The organism is Mesorhizobium sp. RCC_202, from assembly GCF_041355295.1.
Taxonomy (GTDB): Bacteria; Pseudomonadota; Alphaproteobacteria; order Rhizobiales; family Rhizobiaceae; genus Mesorhizobium.
On sequence record NZ_JBFUPO010000001.1, the window covers coordinates 722,514 to 747,716 of the forward strand.

General features: G+C 62.7%; 29 protein-coding genes. 15 read left to right on the forward strand and 14 right to left on the reverse strand.

Annotated features, from left to right (window positions below; genetic code table 11):
- Window positions 1-61: 61 nt before the first annotated feature.
- From AB6802_RS03310 to AB6802_RS03325, 4 genes are all read right to left on the reverse strand, one after another.
- Window positions 62-829, reverse strand: a complete 768-nt coding sequence (locus tag AB6802_RS03310) for an ATP-binding cassette domain-containing protein (protein WP_371008573.1) — start codon at window positions 827-829, stop codon at window positions 62-64.
- Between the two features lie 2 nt (window positions 830-831).
- On the reverse strand, window positions 832-1,908 hold the full coding sequence (locus AB6802_RS03315) for an ABC transporter permease (RefSeq protein WP_371008574.1): 1,077 nt from the start codon (window positions 1,906-1,908) through the stop codon (window positions 832-834).
- Window positions 1,909-2,148: 240 nt separating this feature from the next.
- On the reverse strand, window positions 2,149-3,090 hold the full coding sequence (locus tag AB6802_RS03320) for a sugar ABC transporter substrate-binding protein (RefSeq protein ID WP_371008575.1): 942 nt from the start codon (window positions 3,088-3,090) through the stop codon (window positions 2,149-2,151).
- 359 nt (window positions 3,091-3,449) lie between these two features.
- Window positions 3,450-4,481, reverse strand: a complete 1,032-nt coding sequence (locus tag AB6802_RS03325; RefSeq protein WP_371008576.1) for a LacI family DNA-binding transcriptional regulator — start codon at window positions 4,479-4,481, stop codon at window positions 3,450-3,452.
- A gap of 162 nt (window positions 4,482-4,643) precedes the next feature.
- Between AB6802_RS03325 and AB6802_RS03330 the strand changes: the two genes are divergently transcribed.
- The 4 genes from AB6802_RS03330 to AB6802_RS03345 all read left to right on the forward strand — a co-directional run bounded on the left by AB6802_RS03330 (window position 4,644) and on the right by AB6802_RS03345 (window position 7,665).
- Entirely contained in the window at window positions 4,644-5,750 is a 1,107-nt protein-coding gene (locus tag AB6802_RS03330; RefSeq protein WP_371008577.1) for a fatty acid desaturase family protein, read from the forward strand.
- Between the two features lie 28 nt (window positions 5,751-5,778).
- Window positions 5,779-6,093: a MocE family 2Fe-2S type ferredoxin gene (locus tag AB6802_RS03335; protein ID WP_371008578.1), complete on the forward strand. Its 315-nt coding sequence runs from the start codon at window positions 5,779-5,781 to the stop codon at window positions 6,091-6,093.
- A complete protein-coding gene (locus AB6802_RS03340) occupies window positions 6,093-7,325 on the forward strand; it encodes an NAD(P)/FAD-dependent oxidoreductase (protein ID WP_371008579.1) in 1,233 nt (410 codons plus the stop codon). The genes AB6802_RS03335 and AB6802_RS03340 overlap by 1 nt, the downstream gene beginning before the upstream one ends.
- 142 nt (window positions 7,326-7,467) lie before the next feature.
- Window positions 7,468-7,665, forward strand: coding sequence for a hypothetical protein (locus AB6802_RS03345; RefSeq protein WP_371008580.1), 198 nt, complete (start codon window positions 7,468-7,470; stop codon window positions 7,663-7,665).
- 97 nt (window positions 7,666-7,762) lie between these two features.
- Here AB6802_RS03345 and AB6802_RS03350 read toward each other — a convergent pair whose 3' ends face one another.
- The 6 genes from AB6802_RS03350 to hslV all read right to left on the reverse strand — a co-directional run bounded on the left by AB6802_RS03350 (window position 7,763) and on the right by hslV (window position 12,577).
- Window positions 7,763-8,722 carry a DUF1402 family protein gene (locus tag AB6802_RS03350; protein WP_371008581.1) on the reverse strand — a complete coding sequence of 320 codons (960 nt, stop codon included), beginning with the start codon at window positions 8,720-8,722 and terminating at the stop codon, window positions 7,763-7,765.
- A gap of 285 nt (window positions 8,723-9,007) precedes the next feature.
- The gene (locus tag AB6802_RS03355; RefSeq protein ID WP_371008582.1) at window positions 9,008-9,361 is read right to left on the reverse strand and encodes a hypothetical protein; all 354 of its coding nucleotides are present in this window, start codon (window positions 9,359-9,361) and stop codon (window positions 9,008-9,010) included.
- 208 nt (window positions 9,362-9,569) lie between these two features.
- Complete coding sequence (gene hslU / locus AB6802_RS03360; RefSeq protein ID WP_371008583.1) at window positions 9,570-10,880, reverse strand: ATP-dependent protease ATPase subunit HslU; 1,311 nt, start codon at window positions 10,878-10,880, stop codon at window positions 9,570-9,572.
- Window positions 10,881-10,885: 5 nt separating this feature from the next.
- Window positions 10,886-11,479, reverse strand: a complete 594-nt coding sequence (locus AB6802_RS03365; RefSeq protein ID WP_371008584.1) for a DUF2585 domain-containing protein — start codon at window positions 11,477-11,479, stop codon at window positions 10,886-10,888.
- 4 nt (window positions 11,480-11,483) lie between these two features.
- Window positions 11,484-12,002, reverse strand: coding sequence for a GNAT family N-acetyltransferase (locus tag AB6802_RS03370; protein WP_371008585.1), 519 nt, complete (start codon window positions 12,000-12,002; stop codon window positions 11,484-11,486).
- A 23-nt stretch (window positions 12,003-12,025) separates the two neighbouring features.
- Window positions 12,026-12,577, reverse strand: coding sequence for an ATP-dependent protease subunit HslV (gene hslV / locus AB6802_RS03375; RefSeq protein WP_371008586.1), 552 nt, complete (start codon window positions 12,575-12,577; stop codon window positions 12,026-12,028).
- 215 nt (window positions 12,578-12,792) lie between these two features.
- Here hslV and hisB point away from each other — a divergent pair, with 215 nt between their 5' ends.
- The 8 genes from hisB (at window position 12,793) to coaA (ending at window position 18,276) form a co-directional block, all read left to right on the forward strand.
- Entirely contained in the window at window positions 12,793-13,389 is a 597-nt protein-coding gene (gene hisB / locus AB6802_RS03380) for an imidazoleglycerol-phosphate dehydratase HisB (protein ID WP_371008587.1), read from the forward strand.
- 4 nt (window positions 13,390-13,393) lie between these two features.
- Window positions 13,394-13,870 (forward strand): DUF2628 domain-containing protein, encoded by a 477-nt coding sequence (locus tag AB6802_RS03385; RefSeq protein WP_371008588.1) that lies wholly within the window; start codon window positions 13,394-13,396, stop codon window positions 13,868-13,870.
- 1 nt (window position 13,871) lies between these two features.
- A complete protein-coding gene (gene hisH, locus AB6802_RS03390) occupies window positions 13,872-14,522 on the forward strand; it encodes an imidazole glycerol phosphate synthase subunit HisH (RefSeq protein ID WP_371008589.1) in 651 nt (216 codons plus the stop codon).
- Window positions 14,523-14,524: 2 nt separating this feature from the next.
- Complete coding sequence (gene hisA / locus AB6802_RS03395) at window positions 14,525-15,271, forward strand: 1-(5-phosphoribosyl)-5-[(5-phosphoribosylamino)methylideneamino]imidazole-4-carboxamide isomerase (protein ID WP_371008590.1); 747 nt, start codon at window positions 14,525-14,527, stop codon at window positions 15,269-15,271.
- Window positions 15,268-16,107, forward strand: coding sequence for an arginase family protein (locus tag AB6802_RS03400; protein WP_371008591.1), 840 nt, complete (start codon window positions 15,268-15,270; stop codon window positions 16,105-16,107). The genes hisA and AB6802_RS03400 overlap by 4 nt, the downstream gene beginning before the upstream one ends.
- A complete protein-coding gene (hisF, locus tag AB6802_RS03405; protein WP_371008592.1) occupies window positions 16,104-16,898 on the forward strand; it encodes an imidazole glycerol phosphate synthase subunit HisF in 795 nt (264 codons plus the stop codon). The genes AB6802_RS03400 and hisF overlap by 4 nt, the downstream gene beginning before the upstream one ends.
- 71 nt (window positions 16,899-16,969) lie before the next feature.
- Window positions 16,970-17,293 (forward strand): phosphoribosyl-ATP diphosphatase, encoded by a 324-nt coding sequence (locus tag AB6802_RS03410; RefSeq protein WP_371008593.1) that lies wholly within the window; start codon window positions 16,970-16,972, stop codon window positions 17,291-17,293.
- A 23-nt stretch (window positions 17,294-17,316) separates the two neighbouring features.
- Complete coding sequence (coaA, locus tag AB6802_RS03415) at window positions 17,317-18,276, forward strand: type I pantothenate kinase (protein WP_371008594.1); 960 nt, start codon at window positions 17,317-17,319, stop codon at window positions 18,274-18,276.
- A gap of 19 nt (window positions 18,277-18,295) precedes the next feature.
- Here the strand turns inward: coaA and AB6802_RS03420 are convergent, their stop codons facing one another.
- The 4 genes from AB6802_RS03420 to AB6802_RS03435 all read right to left on the reverse strand — a co-directional run bounded on the left by AB6802_RS03420 (window position 18,296) and on the right by AB6802_RS03435 (window position 21,812).
- Window positions 18,296-18,919, reverse strand: coding sequence for an alpha-ketoglutarate-dependent dioxygenase AlkB (locus AB6802_RS03420; RefSeq protein ID WP_371008595.1), 624 nt, complete (start codon window positions 18,917-18,919; stop codon window positions 18,296-18,298).
- A 110-nt stretch (window positions 18,920-19,029) separates the two neighbouring features.
- A complete protein-coding gene (gene lysM / locus AB6802_RS03425) occupies window positions 19,030-19,500 on the reverse strand; it encodes a peptidoglycan-binding protein LysM (RefSeq protein ID WP_371008596.1) in 471 nt (156 codons plus the stop codon).
- A 179-nt stretch (window positions 19,501-19,679) separates the two neighbouring features.
- The gene (arfB, locus tag AB6802_RS03430) at window positions 19,680-20,117 is read right to left on the reverse strand and encodes an alternative ribosome rescue aminoacyl-tRNA hydrolase ArfB (RefSeq protein ID WP_371008597.1); all 438 of its coding nucleotides are present in this window, start codon (window positions 20,115-20,117) and stop codon (window positions 19,680-19,682) included.
- Window positions 20,118-20,201: 84 nt separating this feature from the next.
- Window positions 20,202-21,812, reverse strand: a complete 1,611-nt coding sequence (locus AB6802_RS03435) for a phosphoenolpyruvate carboxykinase (RefSeq protein ID WP_371008598.1) — start codon at window positions 21,810-21,812, stop codon at window positions 20,202-20,204.
- Between the two features lie 341 nt (window positions 21,813-22,153).
- Here AB6802_RS03435 and AB6802_RS03440 point away from each other — a divergent pair, with 341 nt between their 5' ends.
- The 3 genes from AB6802_RS03440 (at window position 22,154) to AB6802_RS03450 (ending at window position 25,178) form a co-directional block, all read left to right on the forward strand.
- Window positions 22,154-22,855, forward strand: a complete 702-nt coding sequence (locus AB6802_RS03440) for a response regulator transcription factor (RefSeq protein ID WP_006201274.1) — start codon at window positions 22,154-22,156, stop codon at window positions 22,853-22,855.
- A 66-nt stretch (window positions 22,856-22,921) separates the two neighbouring features.
- The gene (locus tag AB6802_RS03445; protein ID WP_371008599.1) at window positions 22,922-24,706 is read left to right on the forward strand and encodes a stimulus-sensing domain-containing protein; all 1,785 of its coding nucleotides are present in this window, start codon (window positions 22,922-22,924) and stop codon (window positions 24,704-24,706) included.
- A 10-nt stretch (window positions 24,707-24,716) separates the two neighbouring features.
- Complete coding sequence (locus AB6802_RS03450; protein WP_371008601.1) at window positions 24,717-25,178, forward strand: HPr kinase/phosphorylase; 462 nt, start codon at window positions 24,717-24,719, stop codon at window positions 25,176-25,178.
- Window positions 25,179-25,203: the final 25 nt, after the last annotated feature.

The following is a 25,203-nucleotide window of genomic DNA, read 5'->3' on the forward strand; positions in this document are numbered from 1 at the left end:
GGGAAAGGGCAAGGTTTTTTCCGAGCGCGGCGGATCGTCCCGCAACCGTGTGCCACCCGGCCTAGGCCGCCAGCTCCGCCTCCCCGGTCTTGGCGCCGGTGATGTAGGAGACGATGTCGTTGCCGTCGGTATCCTGCTTGCGCAGATTGGCAACGATGCGGCCGCGCCGGAAGACGACGATGCGGTCGCAAAGGTCGAACACCTGGCGCATGTTGTGGCTGATCAGGATCAGCGGCTCGCCATTCGCCTTCAGCGTGCGGATGATGTTTTCGACCTGCGCCGTCTCCTGCACGCCAAGTGCGGCCGTCGGCTCGTCCATGATGATCAGCTTGGAAGCGAAGGTCGCCGTCCTGGCGATCGCCACGCATTGGCGCTGGCCGCCGGACATGTGGCGGATGGTGCTCGACAGGTTGGGAATCTTCACCGCCGTGCGCACCAGTGCCGCCTCGGTCGCCTTGCGCATATATTTGCGGTCGAGGATCGAGAACGGTCCGAGATTGAACAGCACCTTTTCGCGACCGAGAAAGAGGTTTGACGGCACGTCGAGATCGTCGGCCAGGGCGAGGTTCTGGAACACGGTCTCGATGCCCGCCTCGCGCGCCTCGATCGGACCGGCGAAGTTGACCTCCTTGCCGTCGAACCAGACCTGGCCGCTGGTGCGTTGCTCGACGGCGGTGATCTGGCGCACGAAGGTCGATTTGCCGGCGCCGTTGTCGCCCATGATGGCGACATGCTCGCCCTTGCGCAGCTCGAAATTCGCGCCTTCCAGCGCATGCACGCCGCCATAGCGCTTGGTGAGGTTTTCGGTCTTCAGGACGATGTCTGACATGGTCAAGCCCTCAATGCCCGCATGCGTTGACGCCATTGGTCGAGAACGACCGCGCCGACGATGATCACGCCCTTGACCATCTCCTGATAGTAGGCGTCGAGGCGCAGGAAGGTGAAGCCGGAAATGATGACGCCGAAGATCAGCGAGCCGATCACCGTGCCGATGATCGAGCCGCGGCCACCCGACAACGAGACGCCGCCGATGACCGCCATGGCGATGGCGTCGAGCTCGTACATCACGCCCATGCCGGACTGGGCGGTCAGGTTCTTGGAGGAGAGCACGACGGCGGCTAAAGCGGCAAGGATGCCGGCAATGACGTAGACGAGGATCTTGTGGTTGGCGATCTTAATGCCGGACATGCGCGCGGCATCCTCGTTGGAGCCGATGGCGTAGCAGTGCTTGCCGTATCGCGTGTAGGACAAGATGAGCTGGAACAGGATGGCCAGCGAGATGAAGATGATGACCGGCATCAGGCCCTTGCCGATCGCCGCGAAGCTGTCGGTCGGAAAAGAGATCGGCTGGCCCTTGGACCACCATTTGGCAATGCCGCGCGCCGTCACCATCATGCCGAGCGTGGCGATGAAGGGCGGAATGCGCGTGTAGGCGATCAAGGCGCCGTTGATCAGGCCGGCGAACAGGCCGCAGGCGATCGCGACCAGCACCGGAACGATCACCGGCAGATCGGTCCAGCCCTGCGCCAGGAACATCGCCTTGGGGTTGGGGTTGCCGTTGACGGTCGCCACCTGGGCGAAGCTCATGGCGATCATCGCCGTGGCGCCGACGATCGAACCCGAGGACAGGTCGATGCCGCCCGAAATGATGACCTGCGTCACGCCGATGGCGATGATGCCGACGATCGAAACCTGCAGGATGATGATCTGCAGGCGCGCTTCGTTGAAGATGCCGCTGACGTCGCTGCGCGTGTTGAACAGGAAGCTGTCGCCGAGAAAGATGCGGCCGATCAGTTCGAAGATGACGACGAGAATGACCAGCGCCAGCAACACATTGACCTCGGCCGGCCATGCACGCTTCTTCGCATCGTAGGTAAGACCGCCGACGCCATGAGATGTCTGTGCCACGTCTTTTCCTCCGTCAGGCCGCACCTGCCCTCCCGCCCGTTCGGGCGGCGAGGATAGGGAGCGGCGCTATTGTTCCTAAAGCGAGTCGCGTTGAAACGGGTTCAAGCGACGCGCTTTAGGTCTTTGCTTGATGCATGTCGTTGTCGCAAAACCGAGGTCACTTTTGCGCGACATGCATTAGTCGATGCGCCGCCCCGTCAGAGCGGTTCGCCGTTTCACGCAAACGGCGAAGCGCAGGCCTCAGTTCTTCTTCAGGAACTTGTCGATGTTGGCCGGCGTGACGAGCTGGAAGGGCACATAGACCTTGTGCTCGACCTTCTCGCCCTTGGAGAGCTTCAATGCTGCATCCAGCGCACCCGCGCCCTGGCCGGCCGCGTCCTGGAAGACCGTTGCGTCGAGGTCACCCGCCTGCATGGCCGCCAGAGCGTCCTGGGTGGCGTCGACGCCGCCGACGACGACCGACTTCATGTCGATGTTGGCGGCCTTCATCGCCTGGATGGCGCCGATGGCACTTTCATCGTTGTTGGCGATGACGCCGTCGAACTTCTTGCCGGTCGACAGCCAGTTGGTCATCAGGTTCTGCGCCTCGTCACGGTTCCAGTTCGAGGTCTGCTTGTCGATGATCTTGATGAAGCTGCAGTCCGGCGTGGCGATGACTTCGTCGATGTCCTTGGTGCGCTGCACCGCGGCCTGGTTGGAAAGCTCGCCCATGATGACATAGACGTTGGCTTCCTTCTTGCCGGCTTCCTTGAACAGGCGACAGACTTCCTTGGTCTCGAGCGTGCCGGAATCGGCTTCGTTCGAAGCGACGAACGCCTGGTTGTCGGGCAGCGTGTTCACATTGACCGGCTCGCGGTTGACGTAGACCAGCGGGATCTTGGCGGCCGCGGCGGCGTCAGACATCGCCTGCGTGGCCGAGGTGTCGACGGGATTGACGATGATGGCGTCGACGCCCGAAGCGGCGAAATTCTTGATCTGGTCAAGCTGCTTGGCGACGTCGTTCTGCGCGTCCTCGACCTGCAGCTCCACGCCGCTCATGCCCTTGGCCTGCTCGATCATGCCGTTGCGCAGCACGGTCAGGAAGTTGTCGTCGAACTTGGCCATCGAGACGCCGATCTTGGCGGCGAAGGCCGATGAGCACATCAGCGCCGAAAGCGCTACGCCCAAAAGCAGTTTCTTCATTTTATGTCTCCTCCACGTGGTGTCCGGCTGCACCCATTGAACCGGAATCCCCGGTTTGCCCGGAGAATCTCTCCCTGCGGCCATTTCGCTCCGAAGGCGCGATGGAACGGCAAGCCCCTGTTTGAAACAGACGTTCCGGAACGAAAGAACCAAAATGCCTAGCTCGTGAAATATTTATTCCATTTCGCTTGGAGACGTCAAGGGCGATTCGGAATGCAGATGCCGGAATTTCATCGCCGACCAACGCAGCTTCGGACACTGGTCAGGCGAACGCGCGCCGTCTGGCGAGATTTTCCGACAGCCCAAGCATGACAGATATCCATCATCTGATGGATCACATCATTTCGTCGTCTCGGGCGTTAGATGTTTTCCGGAAGAAAGATGTCGAAGGGCAGGAAAGTCTGGCCGGGCGCGTTGGCCGCACCGCTCTCGATGGCGTGCGCCATCAGCGCCACGAGTTCCCGGCAGAGAGCCGCCAGCGGGGTCGAGATCACCATGGTGAGGATGTTATCGGCGAGTGCGGCGCGCGACACGGCGTTGATCTCGTTGCAGATGACGACCGGCATCTCTGCCGGGCTCGCCGCCCTCAGCGCGGAGACCGCGCCTTCCATGCCGCCACCGGCAACATAGCAGCCGGCGAGATCGGGATGTCGCGCCAGAAGATCGAGCATGGCATCGTGGGTCACGTCGTTGGCCTCGAGATTGACCAGCGTCTCCATCACGGTGAAGTCCGGCGCATGCTCGCGGAAGAAGGATCGAAAACCGATCTCGCGCAATTCATGGCCGTGGAAGCGATGGCTGCCGACAAAGAGCGCGACCTTGCCTGGTTTTTTCGCCGCCTTGGCGATCATCCAGGCCGCACTGCGGCCGACCTTGCGATTGTCGAGCCCGACATAGCCCTCGCGGATGCCGGCGGCAAAATCCGACAGCAGCGAGAAGACCGGCTGGTCCTTCGCCTTCAACGCCTCGACGGCCGCCGTCAGCGTCGGGTGATCCGGGCCGACAACGGCGATGGCCCTGGATTTGGCCGCCAGCTTGCGCATCTGCGCGGCGATCTCGTCGGGCGCCAGCGAGGCTGCGAAGTCGATCGCAGCTGTGCCGCGGAAGCGTTGCGATCGCGAGACTGCCAGGTCGAGTTCCCGGGCGAAATCGCCATAGAAGACATCATTGCCCCTGAGCAGCAGGAAACCGAGGCGGTATTCCGGCAATTCCTGGCGCATGCGCTGCTTGATCAGCCCGGCGGCGTGATAGCCGATCTCGGTGGCCGCCTCATAGACACGGCGCGCCGTATCCTCGCGTACGGGAAGACGGTTGTTGAGCACCCTGTCGACCGTCGCGACACTTAGGCCTGAGACGCGCGCGAGATCGGTAATGGTCGGCCGCTTCGCCATGGTCTCTCCATTCCTGTTCGACTCAGGATAGCTCGTTTTGACAGGAAATGATAGAAACTATCTTTGTGATGTTGAGACTATCATGGACCGGCGCTATGGTGAAGGGGAAGCCAGCCCTGAACGAGCGATGCGCCTTCGCCAGCGGCTGATGGAGGAACCCCAATGACGGCGACCACGTCTTCTGAGGCGAGGCAGCGCGACTACAGCCTGATCGGGCGCGACGCAAAACGCGCGGTCGAGAACGGGCTGGCGGCGGCCGAGTGGTACCACACCGACATCCCGCGCAAGCAGATGAAGGAGCTGATGCAACGCTCCGACCAGCCGGCAATCCGCGACACCGCCACCTGGCTCGGCGCCATGGTTCTCAGCGGAGCGGCCGGCGCACTGCTCTGGGGCACATGGTGGTGCGTGCCGTTCTTCTTCGTCTATGGCGTGCTTTACGGCTCGGCGACCGACTCGCGCTGGCACGAATGCGGCCACGGCACAGCATTCCGCACACAGTGGATGAACGACGCCGTCTACCAGATCGCCTGCTTCATGATCATGCGCAATCCGGTGACCTGGCGCTGGAGCCACACGCGTCACCACACCGACACCATCATCGTCGGCCGCGATCCGGAAATCGCGGTCATGCGGCCGCCGGACCTTTTGCGCGTGGTGCTGAACTTCTTCGGCATCCTCGACGCCTGGCATGCGATGGGCGACATGCTGCGCAACGCCGCCGGCATCGTCAGCGAGGCGGAAAAGACCTTCATCCCGCAGCAGGAGCAGCCAAAGGCGATCCGCATCGCCCGCATCTGGACGGCGATCTATGCCGCAACGATTGCGCTGGCTTTCTATTCCGGCTCGTTCCTGCCGCTGATGCTGGTCGGCCTGCCGCGACTCTACGGCGCCTGGCACCATGTCATGGTCGGCCTTCTGCAGCATGGCGGGCTTGCCGAAAACGTCACCGACCACCGGCTGAACAGCCGCACCGTCTACATGAACCCAATCAGCCGTTTCATCTACTGGAACATGAACTACCATGTGGAGCATCACATGTTCCCGATGGTGCCCTATCACGCGCTGCCGAGGCTGCATGCGCTGATCAAACACGATCTGCCGGCGCCGACGCCGTCGATCCTGGCCGGCTATCGCGAGATGATCCCAGCTTTCCTGCGCCAGTTGCGCAACGAGGATTATTTCATCAAGCGCGCGCTGCCGTCGACGGCGCAGCCTTACCGCGAAGACTTGCATGGCGACATGCCGATGGCGGCCGCGGCCGAGTGACACCATTCAGGGCATTGGGGAGGACGAGATGAGCGACTGGGTCGAGGCCTGCGCTGCCGGAGACATCGACGAAGAAGACGTGATGCGGTTCGACCATGCCGGCCGCACCTTCGCCATCTATCGCAGTCCGGACGATGAATATTTCGCGACCGACGGCCTGTGCACGCATGAAAAGGTGCATCTGGCCGACGGGCTGGTGATGGACGACATCATCGAATGCCCGAAGCACAACGGCCGCTTCAACTACAAGACGGGCGCCGCTCGCGGCGCGCCGGTCTGCGTCAATCTCAAGACCTATCCGGTCAAGGTCGACGCCGGCAGAATCCTCGTTCAGATCGGGTGATGGCCGTGGCGGGGATGGTCATCATCGGCGCCGGCGAGTGTGGCGGGCGGGCAGCACTTGGCCTGCGCGATCACGGCTTCGAAGGTCCTGTGACGCTGGTCGGCGACGAGCCGCATCTGCCCTATGAGCGCCCGCCTTTGTCGAAGGAAGCCATGGCGGACGAGACGCCCGTCATCAAGGCGATCGCCAGCGACGCGTTGCTCGCGGAGCGCGCCATCCGGCATATCCATTCCGTGCGCGCCACCGCGATCGACCGCTTGACGCATCTCGTGCACCTGTCGGACGGCTCAACGCTTGCCTATGAAAAGCTGTTGCTCGCCACCGGTTCGGTGCCGCGCAAACTGCCGTTGCCGGGTCTCGGTGCACGTTGCGTCTATCTCAGGACCTTCAACGACGCGCTGGCCATCCGCACGCATCTCAGTGCTGGCAAGCGCGTCGCGGTCATCGGCGGCGGCTTCATCGGCCTGGAGCTTGCCGCCGCTGCGCGCAAGCTCGGTGCGACGGTCACCGTCATCGAGGCGCAGTCACGCATCCTCATGCGCGGCGTGCCGGCGCAGATCGCCGAAATCATCCACAAGGCGCATGAAGCCAAAGGCGTGACAATGCTCACCGGGCAAGGGATCGCGGCGATTGCCGATGACGGCATGCTCGTTCGCATCACGCTTGCCGACGGACAGGAAGTACCTGCCGACCTTGCGGTGATCGGCATCGGCGCCGTGCCGGTGACCGCGCTTGCCGCCGAAGCCGGGCTGGCGATCGACAATGGCATCGCCGTCGACGACCGACTGCAAACCCAAGATCCGGACATCTTCGCGGCCGGCGACTGCTGCTCGTTCCCGCTGGCGATCTATGGCGGACGGCGCGTGCGGCTCGAAGCCTGGCGCAACGCGCAGGAGCAAGGCGCGCTCGCTGCCCGCAACATGCTGGGCGCCGATGAGGCGCATGCCGCGGTGCCGTGGTTCTGGTCGGATCAATATGGACTGACGCTGCAGATCGCCGGGCTTTCGGATGAAGGAAGCTCGACCGTCCGTCGCGATCTCGACGACGGCGCTTTCATTCTGTTCCATCTGGCTGCAGACGGCCGTTTGGTGGCGGCGAGCGGCATCGGCCCGGGCAATGCGGTGGCGCGCGACGTCCGCCTGGCGGAAATGCTGATCGCCAAACGGGCAAGCCCGGCGCCGGAAGCGCTTGGATCGCAGGCGGTCAAATTGAAGTCGCTGCTTGCGGCATAGAGTGAGGGCGCGCAGAGACGGATTTGGTCAGCGCGCTTAACTGCTTGTTTGGCTGCCTACCGTTGCCCCGGAGCGCTAGATACTCTCGTGCGACATGTATTAGTCTGTGCTAAGATCGAGCACATTCTGAAGGCGGGCAGTCATGCCATATTCGGTCCTCTACGGTATTTCAGTCGCTCAGATCAGGGAAGATTTTGCCACGGCGGCAGAGGTCATTGCGCGCCTTCAGACGTTACGAAACAACGGTGCCGTCGGCATCATCGTTTTCGACAAAAGCGACACAGAGATCAATGACGCGCGCCTTGCCGAACTTGCGAAAGCTGAAAGCGGCAAGGATTAGAGCAATTCCAGGAAAAGTGTGGGCGGTTTTCCGTCCGGAATTGCGTAAAAACAAAGAGATAGAGCGTTTCGCCGTTTCCGTGAAACGGTGAAACGCTCTAGAAAAGCGCTTTCAGCTCATCGAGCTTGTCGTTGACCAGCCAGCCGTAATAGTTCTCCTCAGGCAGCTTCTCCGGTTCGCCGGCGGCGCGGCGCTTGTCGTTCTCGGCTTTCAGCGCATAGGCGCGCTGTTCCGGATTGCCGACATTGTAGAGCGTGGCGGTAAGCCCGGGATTGTTCGAGATGTCGAAGCCGGCAATGCTTTTATACGCGTCGATCGATTTCTTGATCGTCGCGGCGACATAAGGCAGCGTCAGGTCCGGATCCATGATGGTCTTGTAGACCGTGTTGGGGTCGCCGACGTCGAGCTCAGGCAGGCCGGAGACCTTGTGGACGAGATCGCTCATCTGCAGGGCGGTCAGTGGGTTCAACTGGCCAAGGCCAAAAGTCTGGCCGGCATAGTAGGGCTGGAAGAAGGTGGCGCCGAAGCGGTCGTCGGGGAAATCCTCGCCGCCGACGGTCTTGCCGCGGAAGGAACGGTTCCACACCTGCTCGCGGCACTCCCACAGATCGTAGCTGTCATTCATGCCGGCGCATTTCTTGAATTCCGGCCGCTGGATGAAATCCGAGACGTCCTCGCCATGATAGGCGAAGGAGAGCTTGCTCGACAGATAGGAGATCGCCTTGACGTAGTAGGTCTGCAGGCGGTCATAGGCGTCGACATTATAGGTGTGCTCGCCGACGATGGCGCCGACGATATGCATCGGATCGATGCCATAGGCGGCGGCGGCCTTCCTGATCTTGCCGCGCAGCTCCGCATCGTTCTGCAACAGCGCGTAGACCTTGCGGTATTTGGCCTGGAAGGTGGTGTTTGTGGCCTGGGTGCGCCGGCTGGAAGCGCCCGGAATGTCGGGCTGCACGCTGTTGCGGTTGCCGGACGGCACCATGGTTGCGGCATCGGCCGTGGCCACCGCCGCCGCCAAGGCCATGCCGAGAATAAGGAAAATCAGTTTCTTCATGCGCCGCCGCCCAGATCAGGATGACGATTCCGTTGAATCGTCATCCTGATCTAATTCTTTGTTGCAGCATGATCTTTTCCGAAAACCGGTTCCCACTTTTCGGGATCATGCTCTGGAGATATCGCCGCGCAAACTAGGTAAAGCTCCTGGTTGAGTCGAGAGCACCCGGTCGCCCGGCAGGACGAAAGCTTAACGGATGATACCGACTGGCCACACACGCAGGCTTCTGTTGCCGGACTGTGTTGCCCAAATCGGCGCCGGAACATGCAACGGTTAGTTTTCGAGTCAAAACGCCGTGCGGAGGCCGTAATCCTGGGCGATCTGACGGAGCGCCGTCTGCCACTCGTCGGGCAGGATCCTGTCATGGATCCGTTCAAGCTCGCGCAGAAGCTCAATATCGACACCGGGGAACAGGCCGAGCTTGCGCAGAACGCCCTCGACCGAGTCTCTTTCCATGCCCCGAACGTATTTGTCGGCCGGGATCAGCGCGCCGACGGCGCTCTTCTTGCCGTCACCCGCCCAATAGACATCGACGATTTCGCCATCGGGGGCGAAATCATAGGCCGGCTCCATTTGGGTCAACAGATGGTTGGCGATCTTGTCGAAGACTGCCTGGTTCGCGTGGTTCGTGTTGCCCATTCAAATGCCTGCCTGGTCGTGAGCAAAGACCTGATCGGCAAAACATACAGGGATTATGCGCCAAGACTGAGCGATGTTTCACAGTCGGCGAACAAGATCGGTGCCCAAATCGACCGCTTGGCCACCAGAGCGCTTCACCGTTTCACGGAAACGGCGAGCCGCGCTCCGGGCAAACTCGTGCTGGCCCGGAACGCGTCCGTACCTGCGATCAGAGGATGAATCGCGACAGGTCGGTGTTGCGCGACAGGTCGCCGACATGCTTTTCCACATAGGCGGCGTCGATGGTGACGGCGGTGCCGTTGCGATCGGGCGCATCGTAGGAAATCTCGTCCAGCACGCGCTCCATCACCGTCTGCAGGCGCCTGGCGCCGATATTCTCGACGCTGGCGTTGAGATCGACGGCGATGCCGGCGAGCGAATCGATGGCGTCATCGGTGAAGGTCAGCTCGACGCCCTCGGTCTTCATCAGCGCGATGTACTGCTTGATCAGGCTCGCCTCGGTCTCGGTCAGGATGCGCACGAAATCCGACTTTTCCAGCGCCCGCAATTCGACGCGGATCGGCAGGCGGCCCTGCAATTCCGGCAAAAGGTCGGACGGCTTCGACACGTGGAACGCGCCGGACGCGATGAACAGGATATGGTCGGTCTTCACCGCCCCATATTTGGTCGCGACCGTCGTGCCTTCGACCAGGGGCAGCAAGTCGCGCTGCACGCCTTCACGTGAAGGACCGCCCGAAATGTCGCTCCTGGCGGCGATCTTGTCGATCTCGTCAAGGAAGACGATGCCGTCATTTTCGGCCGATTCCAGCGCCCTGCGCACCACTTCGTCCTGGTCGAGCAGCTTGTCGGACTCGTCGCTGATGAGCAGCGCGTAGGAATCGCGCACCGTCGTCTTGCGGGTCTTGGTCTTGCGGCCGCCCATCGCCTTCGACAGCATGTCGTTGATGTTGAGCACGCCGACATTGCCGCCTGGCATGCCGGGGATTTCGAAGCCAGGCATGCCACCATTGCCGGTGTCGGCCACCTCGATCTCGATCTCCTTGTCGTCGAGCTCGCCATCGCGCAGCTTCTTGCGGAAACTATCGCGCGTGGCCGGGCTCGCCGTCTTGCCGACCAGCGCTTCCAAAACCCGCTCCTCGGCATTGATCTGGGCGCGCGCGCCGACGTCCTCGCGCATTTTCTCGCGCGTCAGGCCAATAGCGATCTCGACGAGGTCGCGGATGATCTGCTCGACGTCGCGGCCGACATAGCCGACCTCGGTGAATTTGGTCGCCTCGACCTTGACGAAGGGCGCGCCGGCGAGCCGCGCCAGGCGGCGCGAGATTTCCGTCTTGCCGACGCCGGTCGGGCCGATCATCAGGATGTTCTTCGGCATCACCTCTTCGCGCATCTGGCCTTCCAGCTGCTGGCGGCGCCAGCGATTGCGCAAGGCGATCGCCACGGCGCGCTTGGCGTCCTTCTGGCCGATGATGAAGCGGTCGAGTTCCGAAACGATTTCACGGGGAGAAAAGGTGCTCATAAGACTCAAATTCCACTTTGCCACTGCTTGATGGACTCGAACGGATGCAGCAGCATGATCACGTTGAGCGTCAGATTGTCCCGGATGAGGTAGCCCGTGCCGAGCTCGAAGATGAGCGCCAGGGCCACGATCACCCATATAGGTAGCTTTCTGGCCATCACAAATCCCAGCGCCATGAACAGCGTGTCGGACACCGAGTTGATGATCGAATCGCCGTAATAGCTGAGCGCGATCGTGCCGGAACGGTAGCGGTCTATGATGAAGGGGCTGTTTTCCAGGAGCTCCCAGCCGCCCTCGATCAGGACGGCGAAGGCCAGTCGCAATCCTATCGGCGAACGCGGGAACAGGAACCGCGCCAGCGCATAGAACAGAAAGCCGTGGATGACGTGCGAGAAGGTGTACCAGTCGGCGATGTGCTGGGAGTTCTCCGAGCTGTTGACCATGCCATGCCAGAGCTTGACGTAGCCGCAGGTGCAGATCGGCGGATGACCCATGAGATAGAGCGCGCCCGCCTGGACGATGACCAGCGCCAGCACGAACAGCAGACCCATGCGCCAGCTGTCTTCATAGGCCGACAGCGTCTTGTCTTCTTCGGTCATCCGGTCATTCCCCCTCATCGTCCTCGGCCGCGTCGACGGCCATCAGCACGACGTCCCCATATTGCGATTGCCTGCGCCCTATCGGCCTGAAGCCGGCCTTCTCATAGGCACGGATGGCGCGGGCGTTGTTTGGATTCGGATCGATGATGACGCGCGGCGCGCCTTCCTCGAAAAGCGCGTCGACGAACTGCCGCACGATGGCCGAGCCATGGCCAACGCCGACCAGCTCCGGCGGCCCGATCGACAGATCGATGCCGAGTGTGCCGAAGGGCTGGTCGGCATAAGGATGATCGTCTTCCATATGCGGATCATAACTCTGCAGATAGGCGATCGGCCTGCCGTCGAGCTCGACGATCAGCGGCTCCACCGAAACCGAGTCCATATGTTCGCGGATTTCGGCGATCCCCTTTTCCGGATCGTCCCACCATTGCGCCACATGCGGCTCTCTGAGCCAGCCGTCGATCAACGGCAGGTCTTTTTCGGTAACCGGCCGGAAATCGTAGCTAGTTTCCTGGTCGACCATGATCTTTTCCCTGATCACGGCCCTCAAGCAGTGTCGAGCGTTTCGACGACGAAATTATTGTTGGTGTAGACGCAGATGTCGGACGCGATCTGCATCGCCTTGCGGGCGATCTCCTCGGCATCCTTGTCGGTGTCCATCAAGGCGCGGGCAGCGGCCAGCGCATAATTGCCGCCGGAACCGATGGCCATGACGCCATATTCCGGCTCCAGCACGTCGCCATTGCCGGTCAGCGCCAGCGACACCGACTTGTCGGCGACCAGCATCATGGCTTCCAGGCGGCGCAGGTAGCGGTCGGTGCGCCAATCCTTGGCGAGCTCGACACAGGCACGCGTCAACTGGTCAGGAAATTGCTCGAGCTTGGCTTCGAGGCGTTCCAACAGGGTGAAGGCATCGGCTGTGGCGCCGGCGAAACCGGCAATGACGCTGCCGCCCTTGCCGATGCGGCGCACCTTGCGGGCGTTGCCCTTCATGATGGTCTGGCCAAGGCTGACCTGGCCGTCGCCGGCGATCACAACCTTGTTGCCCTTGCGCACGGTGACGATGGTCGTGGCGTGCATGGTAAGTTCATTCGACATTTACGGGCTCCGATGCGCGCTATCCCTTGAAAAGGCGATTGGCGCGGTACGAGTGACTTTGATCGGCCATATGTATGCATAGGGCAAGTGATTGCAAACCGCCCCGGCCAAGCCCGATAACGATCGGATTGGCAACTGGCAATCGCCGGATCATGCTGATAGAAGGCTTTCGTTTTCAAGCCCAGGCCCCTGGGCAAGGCAGCAAGGACAGAGCGATGCCGCGTTCCGCCGACGTCAGCCGCAAGACCAAGGAAACCGAGATTGCGGTTTCCTTGCATGTCGACGGCACCGGCAAATCCGACGTTTCGACCGGCGTCGGCTTCTTCGACCATATGCTCGACCAGCTGTCGCGGCATTCGCTGATCGACATGACGGTGAAGGCCAAGGGCGATCTGCACATCGACGACCACCACACGGTCGAGGATACCGGCATCGCGATCGGCCAGGCGCTGAGCAAGGCGCTGGGCGAGCGGCGCGGCATCATGCGCTACGCCTCGATCGACCTTGCCATGGACGAGACCCTGACCAGGGCGGCGATCGACGTTTCGGGCCGACCGTTCCTGGTCTGGAATGTTTCCTTCTCGTCGCCGAAGGTCGGCACGTTCGACACCGAACTGGTGCGCGAGTTCTTCCAGGCGCTGGCGCAGAATGCCGGCATCACGCTGCATGTCACCAACCACTACGGCGCCAACAACCATCACATCGCCGAAACCTGCTTCAAGGCGGTGGCGCGGGTGTTGCGCGCGGCGCTGGAACCCGATCCGCGCCAGCCGGACGCGGTGCCTTCCACCAAGGGATCCCTGAAAGGATAGCCCTATGGCCATCTATGTCGTGATGGAGCCGCCGGCCGGCAGCGGCAAGACCGAGGAGACAGCCTTCGTGCGCGACGGCTTCACCTGGCTCGGTCTCCTGGTCGCGCCGCTTTGGCTTGCCTGGAACCGTCTGTGGATCGAGGCCGGGCTCACTTTCATCACAATGGCGATCCTGTCGGTGCTCGGCCGGAAACTGGGGCTGGAATGGGCGGGGTCGATGTTGTCGCTGCTCGTCTCGCTCTATGTCGGCTTCGAAGGCCAGGGGCTGCGGATTTCAGCGCTGCGCCGCCGCGGCTGGCGCCAATGGGGCGTGGTCGAGGCCGATAGTTTCGGCGATGCCGAGACGCGCCATGCGTTCGAGGTCGACGAAGACGGCGACGAACCCGCGCCGCTGCCACGCATCGTGCCCGACGCGGCGCTGGCGCGCACCGCCCAGACCGGCATGGCCCTGGGCCTGACCCACACGCCGGGACGCCCTTAAGATGCGGGTAGCGATCATCGACTACGGCTCGGGCAATCTGCGCTCGGCCACCAAGGCCTTCGAGCGCGCCGCGCACGAGGCCGGCATTGCCGCAACGATCGAGCTGACGGCCGACGCGGAACGGGTGCGCGGCGCCGACCGTGTCGTGCTGCCCGGCGTCGGCGCCTATGCCGATTGCGCGGCCGGCCTGCACGCCGTTGCCGGCATGTGGGAAGCGGTCGAGGAGGTCGCGCTTGCCAAGGGCCGGCCCTTCCTCGGCATTTGCGTCGGCATGCAATTGATGTCCGAGCGCGGGCTGGAAAAGACCGTTACCAACGGGCTCGGCTGGATCGCCGGGGACGTCAAGGAGATCCAGCCCTCCGATCCGGCGTTGAAGATCCCGCAGATCGGCTGGAACACGGTCGAGCTTGCGCGAAAACATCCGCTGTTTTCCGGCATCGAGACCGGCCCGAAGGGGCTGCATGCCTATTTCGTCCATTCCTATCATCTGGACGCGAAAAACCCCGCGCAAGTGCTGGCGACAACCGACTATGGCGGCCCGGTGACAGCGGCCGTTGCCCGCGACAACCTTGCCGGCACGCAGTTCCATCCGGAAAAAAGCCAGACGCTCGGCCTGGCGCTGATCACCAACTTCCTGCGCTGGAGGCCCTGACCGTGATCCTGTTTCCGGCAATAGATCTCAAAGACGGCAAATGCGTGCGCCTGAAGCATGGCGACATGGCCACCGCCACCATCTACAACGATGACCCGGCGGCGCAGGCGAAAGCCTTCGAGGACCAGGGCTTCAAGTGGCTGCACGTCGTCGACCTCAACGGGGCCTTCAAGGGCCAGAGCGTCAACTCCGCGGCCGTTGGCGCCATCCTCAAGGCAACGAAGAACCCGGTGCAGCTCGGCGGCGGCATCCGCACGCTTGAGCAGATCGAGGACTGGCTGGATCGCGGCCTGGCGCGCGTCATTCTGGGCACGGTCGCGGTGCGCGAGCCTGAGTTGGTGAAGCAAGCCTGCAAGGCTTTCCCAGGCAAGGTCGCCGTCGGCATCGACGCCAAGGGCGGCAAGGTCGCGGTCGAAGGCTGGGCGGAGGCCTCGGAGCTCGGCGTCGTCGAATTGGCGAAGAAGTTCGAGGGCGCCGGCGTGGCGGCCATCATCTACACCGACATCGACCGTGACGGGGTGCTGACCGGCATCAACTGGGACTCGACGATCGACCTCGCCGAGGCGGTGTCGATCCCGGTGATTGCGTCCGGCGGGCTCGCGTCGATCGCCGATATCGTGCGCATGACCATGCCCGATGCCAAAAAACTCGAGGGCGCCATCTCCGGCAGGGCGCTTTATGACGGGCGCATCGACCCGGCCGAGGCATTGGCGATCCTGCGCGGCGAAACGGCGGAGGCAAGACCGTGAATATCTCGATCATCCTGGCCTCCTATGACAGCGGCCATTTTCATGGCGGTTGCGGCCAGGGTCCCGACGCGCTGATCTCCGGCGGGCTGGCCGAGGCGCTGAAGCTCGCCGGCCACGATGTCGAGGTGCATGACATCGGCAAGGTGGTCGAGGACGAGCAGGAACGCGAGATCGGCACCGGCTTTGCGGTCTGCAACGCCGTATCGGGCGAGGTCCGCATCGCACTGGACAAGAAGCGGTTTCCGATCGTTCTGGCCGGCAATTGCCTGACCGCCGCCGGCGCGGTGGCCGGCGAAGGCGCCGATGCCATCATCTGGGCCGACCAGCATGGCGATCTCAACACCCCAGAGACCACCACCACGGGCTTTCTCGACGGCATGGCGCTGGCGACCGTGCTTGGCCTCTGCTGGCGGTCCATTGCGGCGCGTATCCCCGGCTTCAAGGCCATCGATGCCACGCGTTGCGCGCTCGTCAACGCACGCGACCTGGACACGGCCGAAAAGGAGCTGCTGGAGAAATTGCCGGTCATCCGGACCGAGTGTCCGGATTGGAAGAGCGCGGTGCAAAGGCTGAAAGCCGACGGCGCCAGGCGCGTGCACATGCATGTCGATCTCGACGTTCACGACCCCGAGAAATTGCAGGCCAACCGCTACACCACGCCGGGCGGACCGGCGCCCGAGCAGGTGCGCATGGCGATGTGCGGCCTCGCCGGGCCCCTCTCGATCGCCGGCCTGACGATCTCCGCTTACGATCCGGCCTTCGACCCCAAAGGCGACGTGCCGCCGCTGGTCGGCGAGTTGGTGGTCGACCTGCTTTCGACCCTAGAAGGCAAGTGATGCTGAAGGCCCGCGTCATCCCCTGCCTCGACGTCAAGAACGGCCGCGTGGTCAAGGGCGTCAACTTCGTCGATCTCATCGATGCCGGCGACCCGGTCGAGGCAGCCAAGGCCTATGACGCGGCCGGCGCCGACGAGCTCTGCTTCCTCGACATCACCGCTTCGTCCGACAATCGCGAGACGATCTTCGATGTCGTTGCCCGCACCGCCGAGCAATGTTTCATGCCGCTCACCGTCGGCGGCGGCGTGCGCCAGGTCGCAGACATCCGCAAGCTGCTTCTGGCCGGGGCCGACAAGGTGTCGATCAACACGGCCGCGGTAAAGAACCCTGACTTCGTCGCCGAGGCCGCCGACAAATTCGGCAACCAATGCATCGTGGTGGCGATCGACGCCAAGAAGGTATCGACGCAGGGCGAGGCCGACCGCTGGGAGATTTTCACCCATGGCGGGCGCGAGAAGACCGGCATCGACGCCGTCGACTTCGCCCGGCGCATGGTCGATCGCGGCGCCGGCGAAATTCTTTTGACGTCGATGGATCGCGACGGCACCAAGGCCGGCTACGACATCGCGCTCACCCGCGCGATCGCCGATGCGGTGCGCGTGCCGGTGATCGCTTCGGGCGGCGTCGGCACGCTTGATCACATGGTCGAAGGCATTCGCGACGGCCATGCGGGCGCCGTGCTCGCGGCGTCGATCTTCCATTTCGGCACCTACACGATCGCGCAGGCCAAGGCGCATATGGCCAAAGCTGGCTTGCCGATGCGGCTGGACTCGGCCGTGCATGGGGCTTAAAGCATGATCCCGAAAAGTGGGAACCGGTTTTCGGAAAAGATCATGCTTAAACAAGCAGATAGATAACTGTTATGACAGACTTTTCGCTCGCCGAACTGGAACAGATCATCGATCAGCGCGCCCATTCCGGCGACCCTGATTCGTGGACGGCGAAGCTGTTCGCCAAGGGCATGGACAAGGCGGCGCAGAAGCTCGGCGAAGAGGCGGTCGAGACCGTCATTGCCGCCGTCAAAGGCGACAACAAAGCCGTCGTTTCGGAAAGTGCCGATCTTCTATATCATTGGCTGGTCGTCCTCGGCATCGCGGGCATTCCGCTGGAGGACGTGCTGAAGGAACTCGAGAGCCGCACCGGCCGTTCGGGCATCGCCGAAAAGGCATCCCGGTCCAAAGGCTGATCGGCAGGAGGGCAGGTAAAGCTATGGATCAGCTTGCTCCGACCGAGAAATATTCCCCTTATCGTTTCTTCTCGGCCGAGCAATGGTCGAACTTCCGCGCCGATACGCCGCTGACGCTGAGCGAAGACGAGATCAACCGGCTGCGCTCGCTCAACGACCCGGTCGACCTCCAAGAGGTCAAGCGCATCTATCTGTCGCTGTCGCGGCTGCTTTCGGCCCATGTCGAGGCAAGCCAGCTGCTGTTTCGGCAGCGGCAGGCGTTTTTCAACGCGCAGGATGTGGTCAAGACACCCTTCATCATCGGCATTGCCGGTTCGGTTGCGGTCGGCAAGTCGACCACGGCGCGCGTGCTGAAAGAGCTTCTGGCCCGATGGCCGTCGAGCCCGAAAGTCGATCTCATCACCACCGACGGTTTCCTGTTGCCGAACGAGATTCTGCGCCGCGAAAACCTGATGGAGCGCAAGGGCTTTCCCGAAAGCTACGACGTCGGCGCGCTGCTGCGGTTCCTGTCCGGCATGAAGTCGGCGCAAAGCAGCGTCACGGCGCCGGTCTATTCACACCTGACCTACGACGTCATTCCCGGCGAGTTCGTCACCATCGACCGCCCCGACATCCTGATCTTCGAGGGCATCAACGTGCTGCAGCCGGGCAAGCTGCCGAGGGACGGCAAGATCGTGCCGTTCCTGTCGGACTTCTTCGACTTCGCCATCTACATCGATGCCGACGAGAAGCTGATCCACCATTGGTACATCGCCCGCTTCATGCGGTTGCGCGAGACCGCCTTCCGCAATCCGGACTCCTTCTTCCACCGCTATTCGCAGCTTTCGGAAGATGCCGCGCGGGCCATCGCCGAGGGCCTTTGGGCCAACATCAATTTGAAGAACCTGCGCGAGAACATCCTGCCGACCAGGGCGCGCGCGGACCTCATCCTGCGCAAGGGCGCCAACCATCTGGTCGAGGAAGTGGCGCTGCGGAAACTTTGACGAGCGACCGTCAAGGACTTCAGGATGGCTGCGGCACTGTTACCCGCCGCAGCGTCAGATTGATGCGCCCGCCATTCTTCAGGAGCGCCGACGTCGCGGGATAGATGCGGTCGACGCCGTGGAAACTCAGGCGCCCCTCGCCGCCAAGCACGACGACGTCGCCGCTTTTCAGCCTGAACGATTTTGTGCCGCCGTCGCGGGTGTTCTGGCCGACACGAAACAGACAGTCGTCGCCCAGCGACACCGACACGACAGGGGCGGCGAAATCCTTTTCGTCGCGATCCTGGTGCAGGCCCATTTTGGCGTCCGCCGCATAGAAGTTGACGAGGCAGGCCTCGGGCGGATGCGGATAAGCCGAGACGGCCTGCCACAGTTCCAGCAAGGCTTGCGGGATCGGAGGCCAGGGCTCGCCCGTCACCGGATGCGTAGGCTGATAGCGGTAGCCGTGCTCCTTGTCGGTCACCCAGCCAAGCGTACCGCAATTGGTCATGCGCACGCTCATTTCCTTGCCGGTGCGTGGCATGGCAGGCACATAGAGCGGCGCCACCTGCACAACGCGCCTGATCTCCTCGACCAGCGCTTCCTGAGCGGGGCGCGCAATATAGCCCGGCATGTGGCGAACGCCTTTGGGCAGAACGAGCATCGATCTCTCTTTCGGGTCAGTGAGGCACAAGCATGCCATCGCCAAAAGAAAACGGCGACCCGAAAGCCGCCGCTCCTGTACTTGCAAGCCAATTGCCGGTTGGCGCCGGTTCAGGTGAGGGCAGGAATGCGCAGGACCTGGCCTGGATAGATCTTGTCGGGATGCGTCAGCATCGGCCGGTTGGCCTCGAAGATGACATTGTTCTTGGCGCCCTGGCCCTTGCCATAGCTCTTTTCGGCGATCTTCCAGAGATTGTCGCCCTTTTGCACCGTGTAGAATGTCGGCTCCTTGGCCGGCGCGGCCGCCTGACCGGCCTGGGGCGCGACTTGCAGTTCGTCGGCCTGGACCTTAGAGACGCCGAGCGTGTTGCCGACGGCAATCACCGCTTTCTCGAAGATCGATTGATCCTTGACGGTGCCCTTCAGCACTGCGGTGTCGCCCTGAACGACGACGTCGACGCCATCGGTCCCCAGCTTGTGCGAATCGAGCTCCTTCTTCAGCGTATCGGCGGTTGGCGGCGCATCATCGCCGCCGATGCCGAGCTTCTTGCCGACGCCCTTGACGAAATCGAACATACCCATTGCTGGTCTCCTCGCTGTTGCAGGGAGGCCGAGCTTGCCACCTGCAACCCTGAATTGGAAGCCATCGACGGTGCTTCGCCGATGGCTGGACAGGCAGAGCGCTTCGGTAGTCTCTCTGGACAGTTCTAACACTTTGTTTTTGTATGACTATGCGCGAAAACTGTTTTGCAGACTGCTTTTCAGTCGTTGTCGACCCGGCCGCGCAGCTTCTTCACGGTCGAGCGTCCGGCCTTGGTCTTGAGGCGACGCTCCACGGCGCCCTTGGACGGCCTGGTTTTCTTGCGCGGCGGTGGCGGCGGTTCGGCCGCCTTGGCGACCAAGGCGGTCAGCCGCGCCCGCGCATCGGCACGGTTCTGCTCCTGGGTGCGGAAGCGGCCGGCCTCGATGACGATGACGCCGTCCTTGGTGGCGCGCTGGCCGGCAAGCTTCAGGGCGCGCGCCCGAACGCGTTCGGACAGGCCGTCAGCGTTTGCCGCGTCGAAGCGCAGTTGCACCGCTGTCGCGACCTTGTTGACGTTCTGGCCGCCAGGGCCTGACGAGCGGATGAAATCCTCGTGCAGATCGCCGGGGCGGATAATGGCTTCGCCTGATATGATGATGTCGTCGTCGCTGAGCATTCAGCACTCATGACGCGACCGTGGCAAAAAGAAAAGGCCCAGCGCGAGCCGGGCCTCTGGAGGAAGAAGCTTTGGCAGCGGCCGTTATTCGGCCGCTTCCTGCAGGCGCGGCGCGGCGCCCATGATGGCCGCGTCGACATGCGCCTCGAACTTCTCGAAATTGGTGGCGAACATGCTGACCAGTTTCGCGGCCTGGCGGTCATAGCCGGCCTTGTCGGCCCAGGTCGAGCGCGGATCGAGAATGGCGCTTTCGACACCCGGAACGGCAACCGGCACTTCGAAGCCGAAATTGGCATCGGTGCGGAATTCGGCGCTGTTCAGCGAGCCGTCGATCGCCGCACTCAGCAAAGCGCGCGTCACCTTGATCGGCATGCGGCGTCCGGTGCCATAGGCGCCTCCGGTCCAGCCGGTGTTGACCAGCCAGCAGTCGACCTTGTGCTCGGCAATCAGCTGGCGCAGCAGATTGCCGTATTCTGAAGGGTGGCGCGGCATGAAGGGCGCGCCGAAGCAGGTCGAGAAAGTCGCCTCGGGCTCGGTCACACCCTTTTCCGTGCCGGCGACCTTTGCCGTGTAGCCGGAGAGGAAGTGGTACATGGCCTGTGCCGGCGTCAGCCTGGCGATCGGCGGCATCACGCCGAAGGCGTCGGCCGTCAGCATGATGATATTCTTCGGATGGCCGGCGCGGCCGGTCCTCGAGGCGTTGGGGATGAAGTCGAGCGGATAGGCGCAGCGCGTGTTTTCGGTCAGGCTGCCGTCGTTGAAATCCGGGGAGCGGCCGGCATCGAGCACGACATTTTCCAGCACCGTGCCGAAGCGCTGCGTGGTGGCGAAGATTTCCGGCTCGGCTTCAGCCGACAGCCGGATCGTCTTGGCGTAGCAGCCGCCTTCGAAGTTGAAGATGCCGTGCGGACCCCAGCCATGCTCGTCGTCGCCGATCAGTGTGCGCGACGGGTCGGCGGACAGCGTCGTCTTGCCGGTGCCGGACAGGCCGAAGAAGACCGCGGCGTCGCCATCCGGCCCTTCATTGGCGGAGCAATGCATCGGCATCACAGCCTTTGCCGGCAACAGGTAGTTCAGCATCGTGAACACCGACTTCTTCATTTCGCCGGCATAGGACGTGCCGCCGATCAGCACTATTTTGCGGGTCAGGTCGACGGCGATCACCGTTTCGGTGCGGGTGCCGTGGCGGGCTGGATCGGCGCGGAAGGACGGCAGGTCGATGATCGTCATTTCCGCCACGAAATGCTCGAGCTCGGCGGCTTGCGGGCGGATCAAAAGGTTGCGGATGAACAGCGAATGCCAGGCGAATTCGGTGACGACGCGCGTCGGCAGCCGGAGATCGGCGTCGGCGCCGCCGACGAGGTCCTGCACGTAGAGGTCCTTATCGGTCGCATGAGCCTTGAAGTCCGCCAGCAGCGCCTCGAACTGGGCCGGCGAGATCGCCTTGTTGTTATCCCACCAGACGTGGCGTTCGGTGCCTTCGTCGCGGACGACGAACTTGTCCTTCGGCGAACGGCCGGTGTGCTGGCCGGTTTCGGCGACCAGCGCACCATGCGCCGTCAGCCTTGCTTCGCCGCGCCGGATCGCTTCCTCATAGAGTTCGGCGGCGCCGAAATTGTAGCGAACCGTGCCCGTGGTCTTCAGGCCGATCGCGTCAATTGCGCAGTCGGGGTTGCGTTTGCCGGCTTCCGACATCAAATTTCCTCTCTGGATTTGGCCGCATCTCGACCGGGATTTCCCGGCGCCCACGGCGGGGCTGTCCGGTTCAGAACCAGAAAAGCCAAATGATATCAAATCTTTAATCGATTTAAAAAATTTGAAAGTTGTTTAAATCGTTTATATGTGCAAAAAATCACAGAGGTTGCCCAAAGGATTGGCAGGGTTGGTTCGTCCAACCCCGAGTCGGGTGAGATGGTGTGTAGCGGCAGGCGGTCCGTGACTTCGGATGGGGCCCGTGCCACATTTTGTACCCAATTTGTCCTGCAAAAGCCCCTTCTCGACGACAGAAGGGACAGCTCATGAGGGAGCCGCTTGAAATGGCAACAATCGCGCTTGTCGACGACGACCGCAATATTCTGACTTCGGTGTCGATCGCGCTCGAATCCGAGGGCTACCGCGTCGAAACCTACACGGATGGTGCCTCGGCGCTCGAAGGCCTCGCGGCGCGGCCGCCGAATCTCGCCATCCTCGACATCAAGATGCCGCGCATGGACGGCATGGAGCTGTTGCGCCGGATGCGCCAGAAGTCCGACCTGCCGGTCATCTTCCTGACCTCCAAGGACGATGAGATCGACGAGTTGTTCGGCCTCAAGATGGGCGCCGACGATTTCATCCGCAAACCGTTCTCGCAGCGTTTGCTGGTCGAACGGGTGCGTGCCGTGCTGCGCCGCACCAGCGCCCGCGAGGCGGCGGCCAAGGCCCCCAGCCAGCAGGCCCGCTCACTGGAACGCGGCCAGCTGGTGATGGACCAGGAGCGTCACACCTGCACCTGGAAGGGCGAGCCGGTGACGCTGACGGTGACGGAGTTCCTCATCCTGCATTCGCTTGCGCAGCGCCCCGGCGTGGTAAAAAGCCGTGATGCGCTGATGGATTCGGCCTATGATGAGCAGGTCTATGTCGACGACCGCACCATCGACAGCCACATCAAGCGGCTGCGCAAGAAGTTCAAGGCCGTCGACGACGACTTCGAGATGATCGAAACCCTTTACGGAGTCGGCTACCGGTTCCGCGAAGCATGAGTTGATATAAGCCGCTTCACCAGTGCATAGGAGCGGCGACATGCATAGGAACGGAGCTGCTAGTCGATGGCAGTGGAAGTAGAGCGAGGCAGGCGGGCGGGCGCGGCAAGACGCCAGTCGCGGATGGTGCCCGCCTTCGTGTCGAGGATCACGGTGCCGATGCGCCGGTTTCTCGGCCATCACATCTTCTCCAGCCTGACCCGGCGCATCCTGTTCCTCAACATGGCTGGCCTCGCCGTGCTGGTCACCGGCATCCTTTATCTCAACACGTTTCGCGACGGGCTGATCGACGCCCGCGTCGAAAGCCTGATGACGCAGGGCGAGATCATTGCCGGTGCGATCGCCGCCTCGGCGACGGTCGAGACCGATTCGATCAGCATCGATCCCGAAAAGCTGCTCGAGCTGCAGGCCGGCGAAAGCCTTGGACCGGGCTCCGACCAGCTCGACAATCTCGACTTCCCGATCAATCCGGAACGCGTCGCGCCGGTGCTGAGAAGGCTGATCTCGCCGACCCGCACGCGTGCCCGCATCTATGACCGCGACGCGAACCTGTTGCTTGATTCGCGCCATCTGTATTCGCGTGGCCAGATCCTGCGTTACGACCTGCCGCCGGTCGAGGACGAGCAGCCGGACCTCGTGGAGCGGGTCGAGAAATTCATCTTCGACTTCTTCCGCAATAAGGACCTGCCCGTCTATCACGAGCAGCCCGGCGGCAATGGCGCGGCCTTTCCGGAAGTGGTCAAGGCGCTGACCGGCAGCCCGTCGACCATCGTGCGGGTCAGCGAACAAGGCGAGCAGATCGTCTCCGTCGCGGTGCCGATCCAGCGTTTCCGCGCCGTGCTCGGCGTCTTGATGCTGTCCACCGAGGGCGGCGACATCGACAAGATCGTCGCGGCCGAGCGCAAGGCGATCCTGCGCGTGTTCGGTGTCGCGGCTTTGGTCACCGCCATTCTGTCGATGCTTCTGGCGTCGACCATCGCCAATCCGCTGCGGCGGCTTTCCGCCGCCGCCGTCCGGGTGCGGCGCGGTGTCAAGAGCCGCGAGGAGATTCCGGACTTTTCCGACCGCCAGGACGAGATCGGCAATTTGTCCATCGCCGTGCGCGACATGACGAATGCGCTGTACGCGCGAATCGAGGCGATCGAAAGCTTCGCGGCCGACGTCTCGCACGAATTGAAGAACCCGCTGACCTCGCTGCGCAGCGCGGTGGAGACGCTGCCTTTGGCGAAAAATGACACGTCTCGCGCGCGTCTGATGGAAATCATCCAGCATGATGTAAGGCGGCTCGACCGGCTGATCACCGACATCTCCGACGCCTCCAGGCTCGATGCCGAGCTGGCGCGGGACGATGCGGCCACCGTCGACCTGAAGAAGTTCGTCACCGACCTCGTCGCCGTGTCGGGCGAGGCCACGCGCAACAAGAAGGCCGTGGAGATCGAGCTCAAGGTGGCCAAGCTTCCGGCAAGCACCAAAGGCTTTTTCGTTGTCGGCCATGATCTCAGAATTGGGCAGGTCATCACCAACCTGATCGAAAATGCGCGTTCCTTCGTGCCCGATGACCATGGCCACATCGCGATCTCGCTGGCCCGCGCGGGCAAGTTCAACATCATCACCGTCGACGACAACGGTCCGGGCATCCGGGCCGAGAAGATCGACCGCATCTTCGAGCGCTTCTATACCGACCGGCCCGCCGGCGAGGCGTTCGGCCAGAATTCGGGCCTTGGCCTGTCGATCAGCCGCCAGATCGTCGAGGCGCATGGCGGCACGCTGACGGCCGAGAACATCCCCGGCACCAAGCCCGGCGAAATCAAAGGCGCGCGTTTCGTGGTGACGCTGCCGGCCGAGGGCTGATCCATTACAAATGCCAGATTCGGCCGCAAAGCTCCTGAATCTCCATGGCACGGCGCTTCTGATCGGCGATCGGGGCGTGCTGATCACCGGACCGTCGGGTTCGGGTAAGACGACCTTGGCGCTGGCGCTGATCGATCATTGCTGGGCGCATGGGCTGTTTTCCCGGTTGATCGCGGACGACCAGCTGTTTGCGGCCGCTTATGGCGGCCGACTGGTGTGCCAAGCACCCGAGGCAATCGCCGGTCTCGTCGAGGTGCATGGCATCGGCCCGCGACCGCTGGCGTTCGAACGGGACGGTGTGGTCGATCTTGTCGTGCGGCTTGTCGAACGCGCCCAGATGGTGCGCTTGCAGGACGAGACTTTCGCGACGATCGCCGGCTGCCGGCTGCCCAGCATCGATGTCGCCCGGCAAAATGTCACCGCCGCCCTGCCAATGCTCATGGCGCGGTTTTCCATCGCGCCTTTTTCATGATCCGGTCCGGATTTTTTGCTGCGAT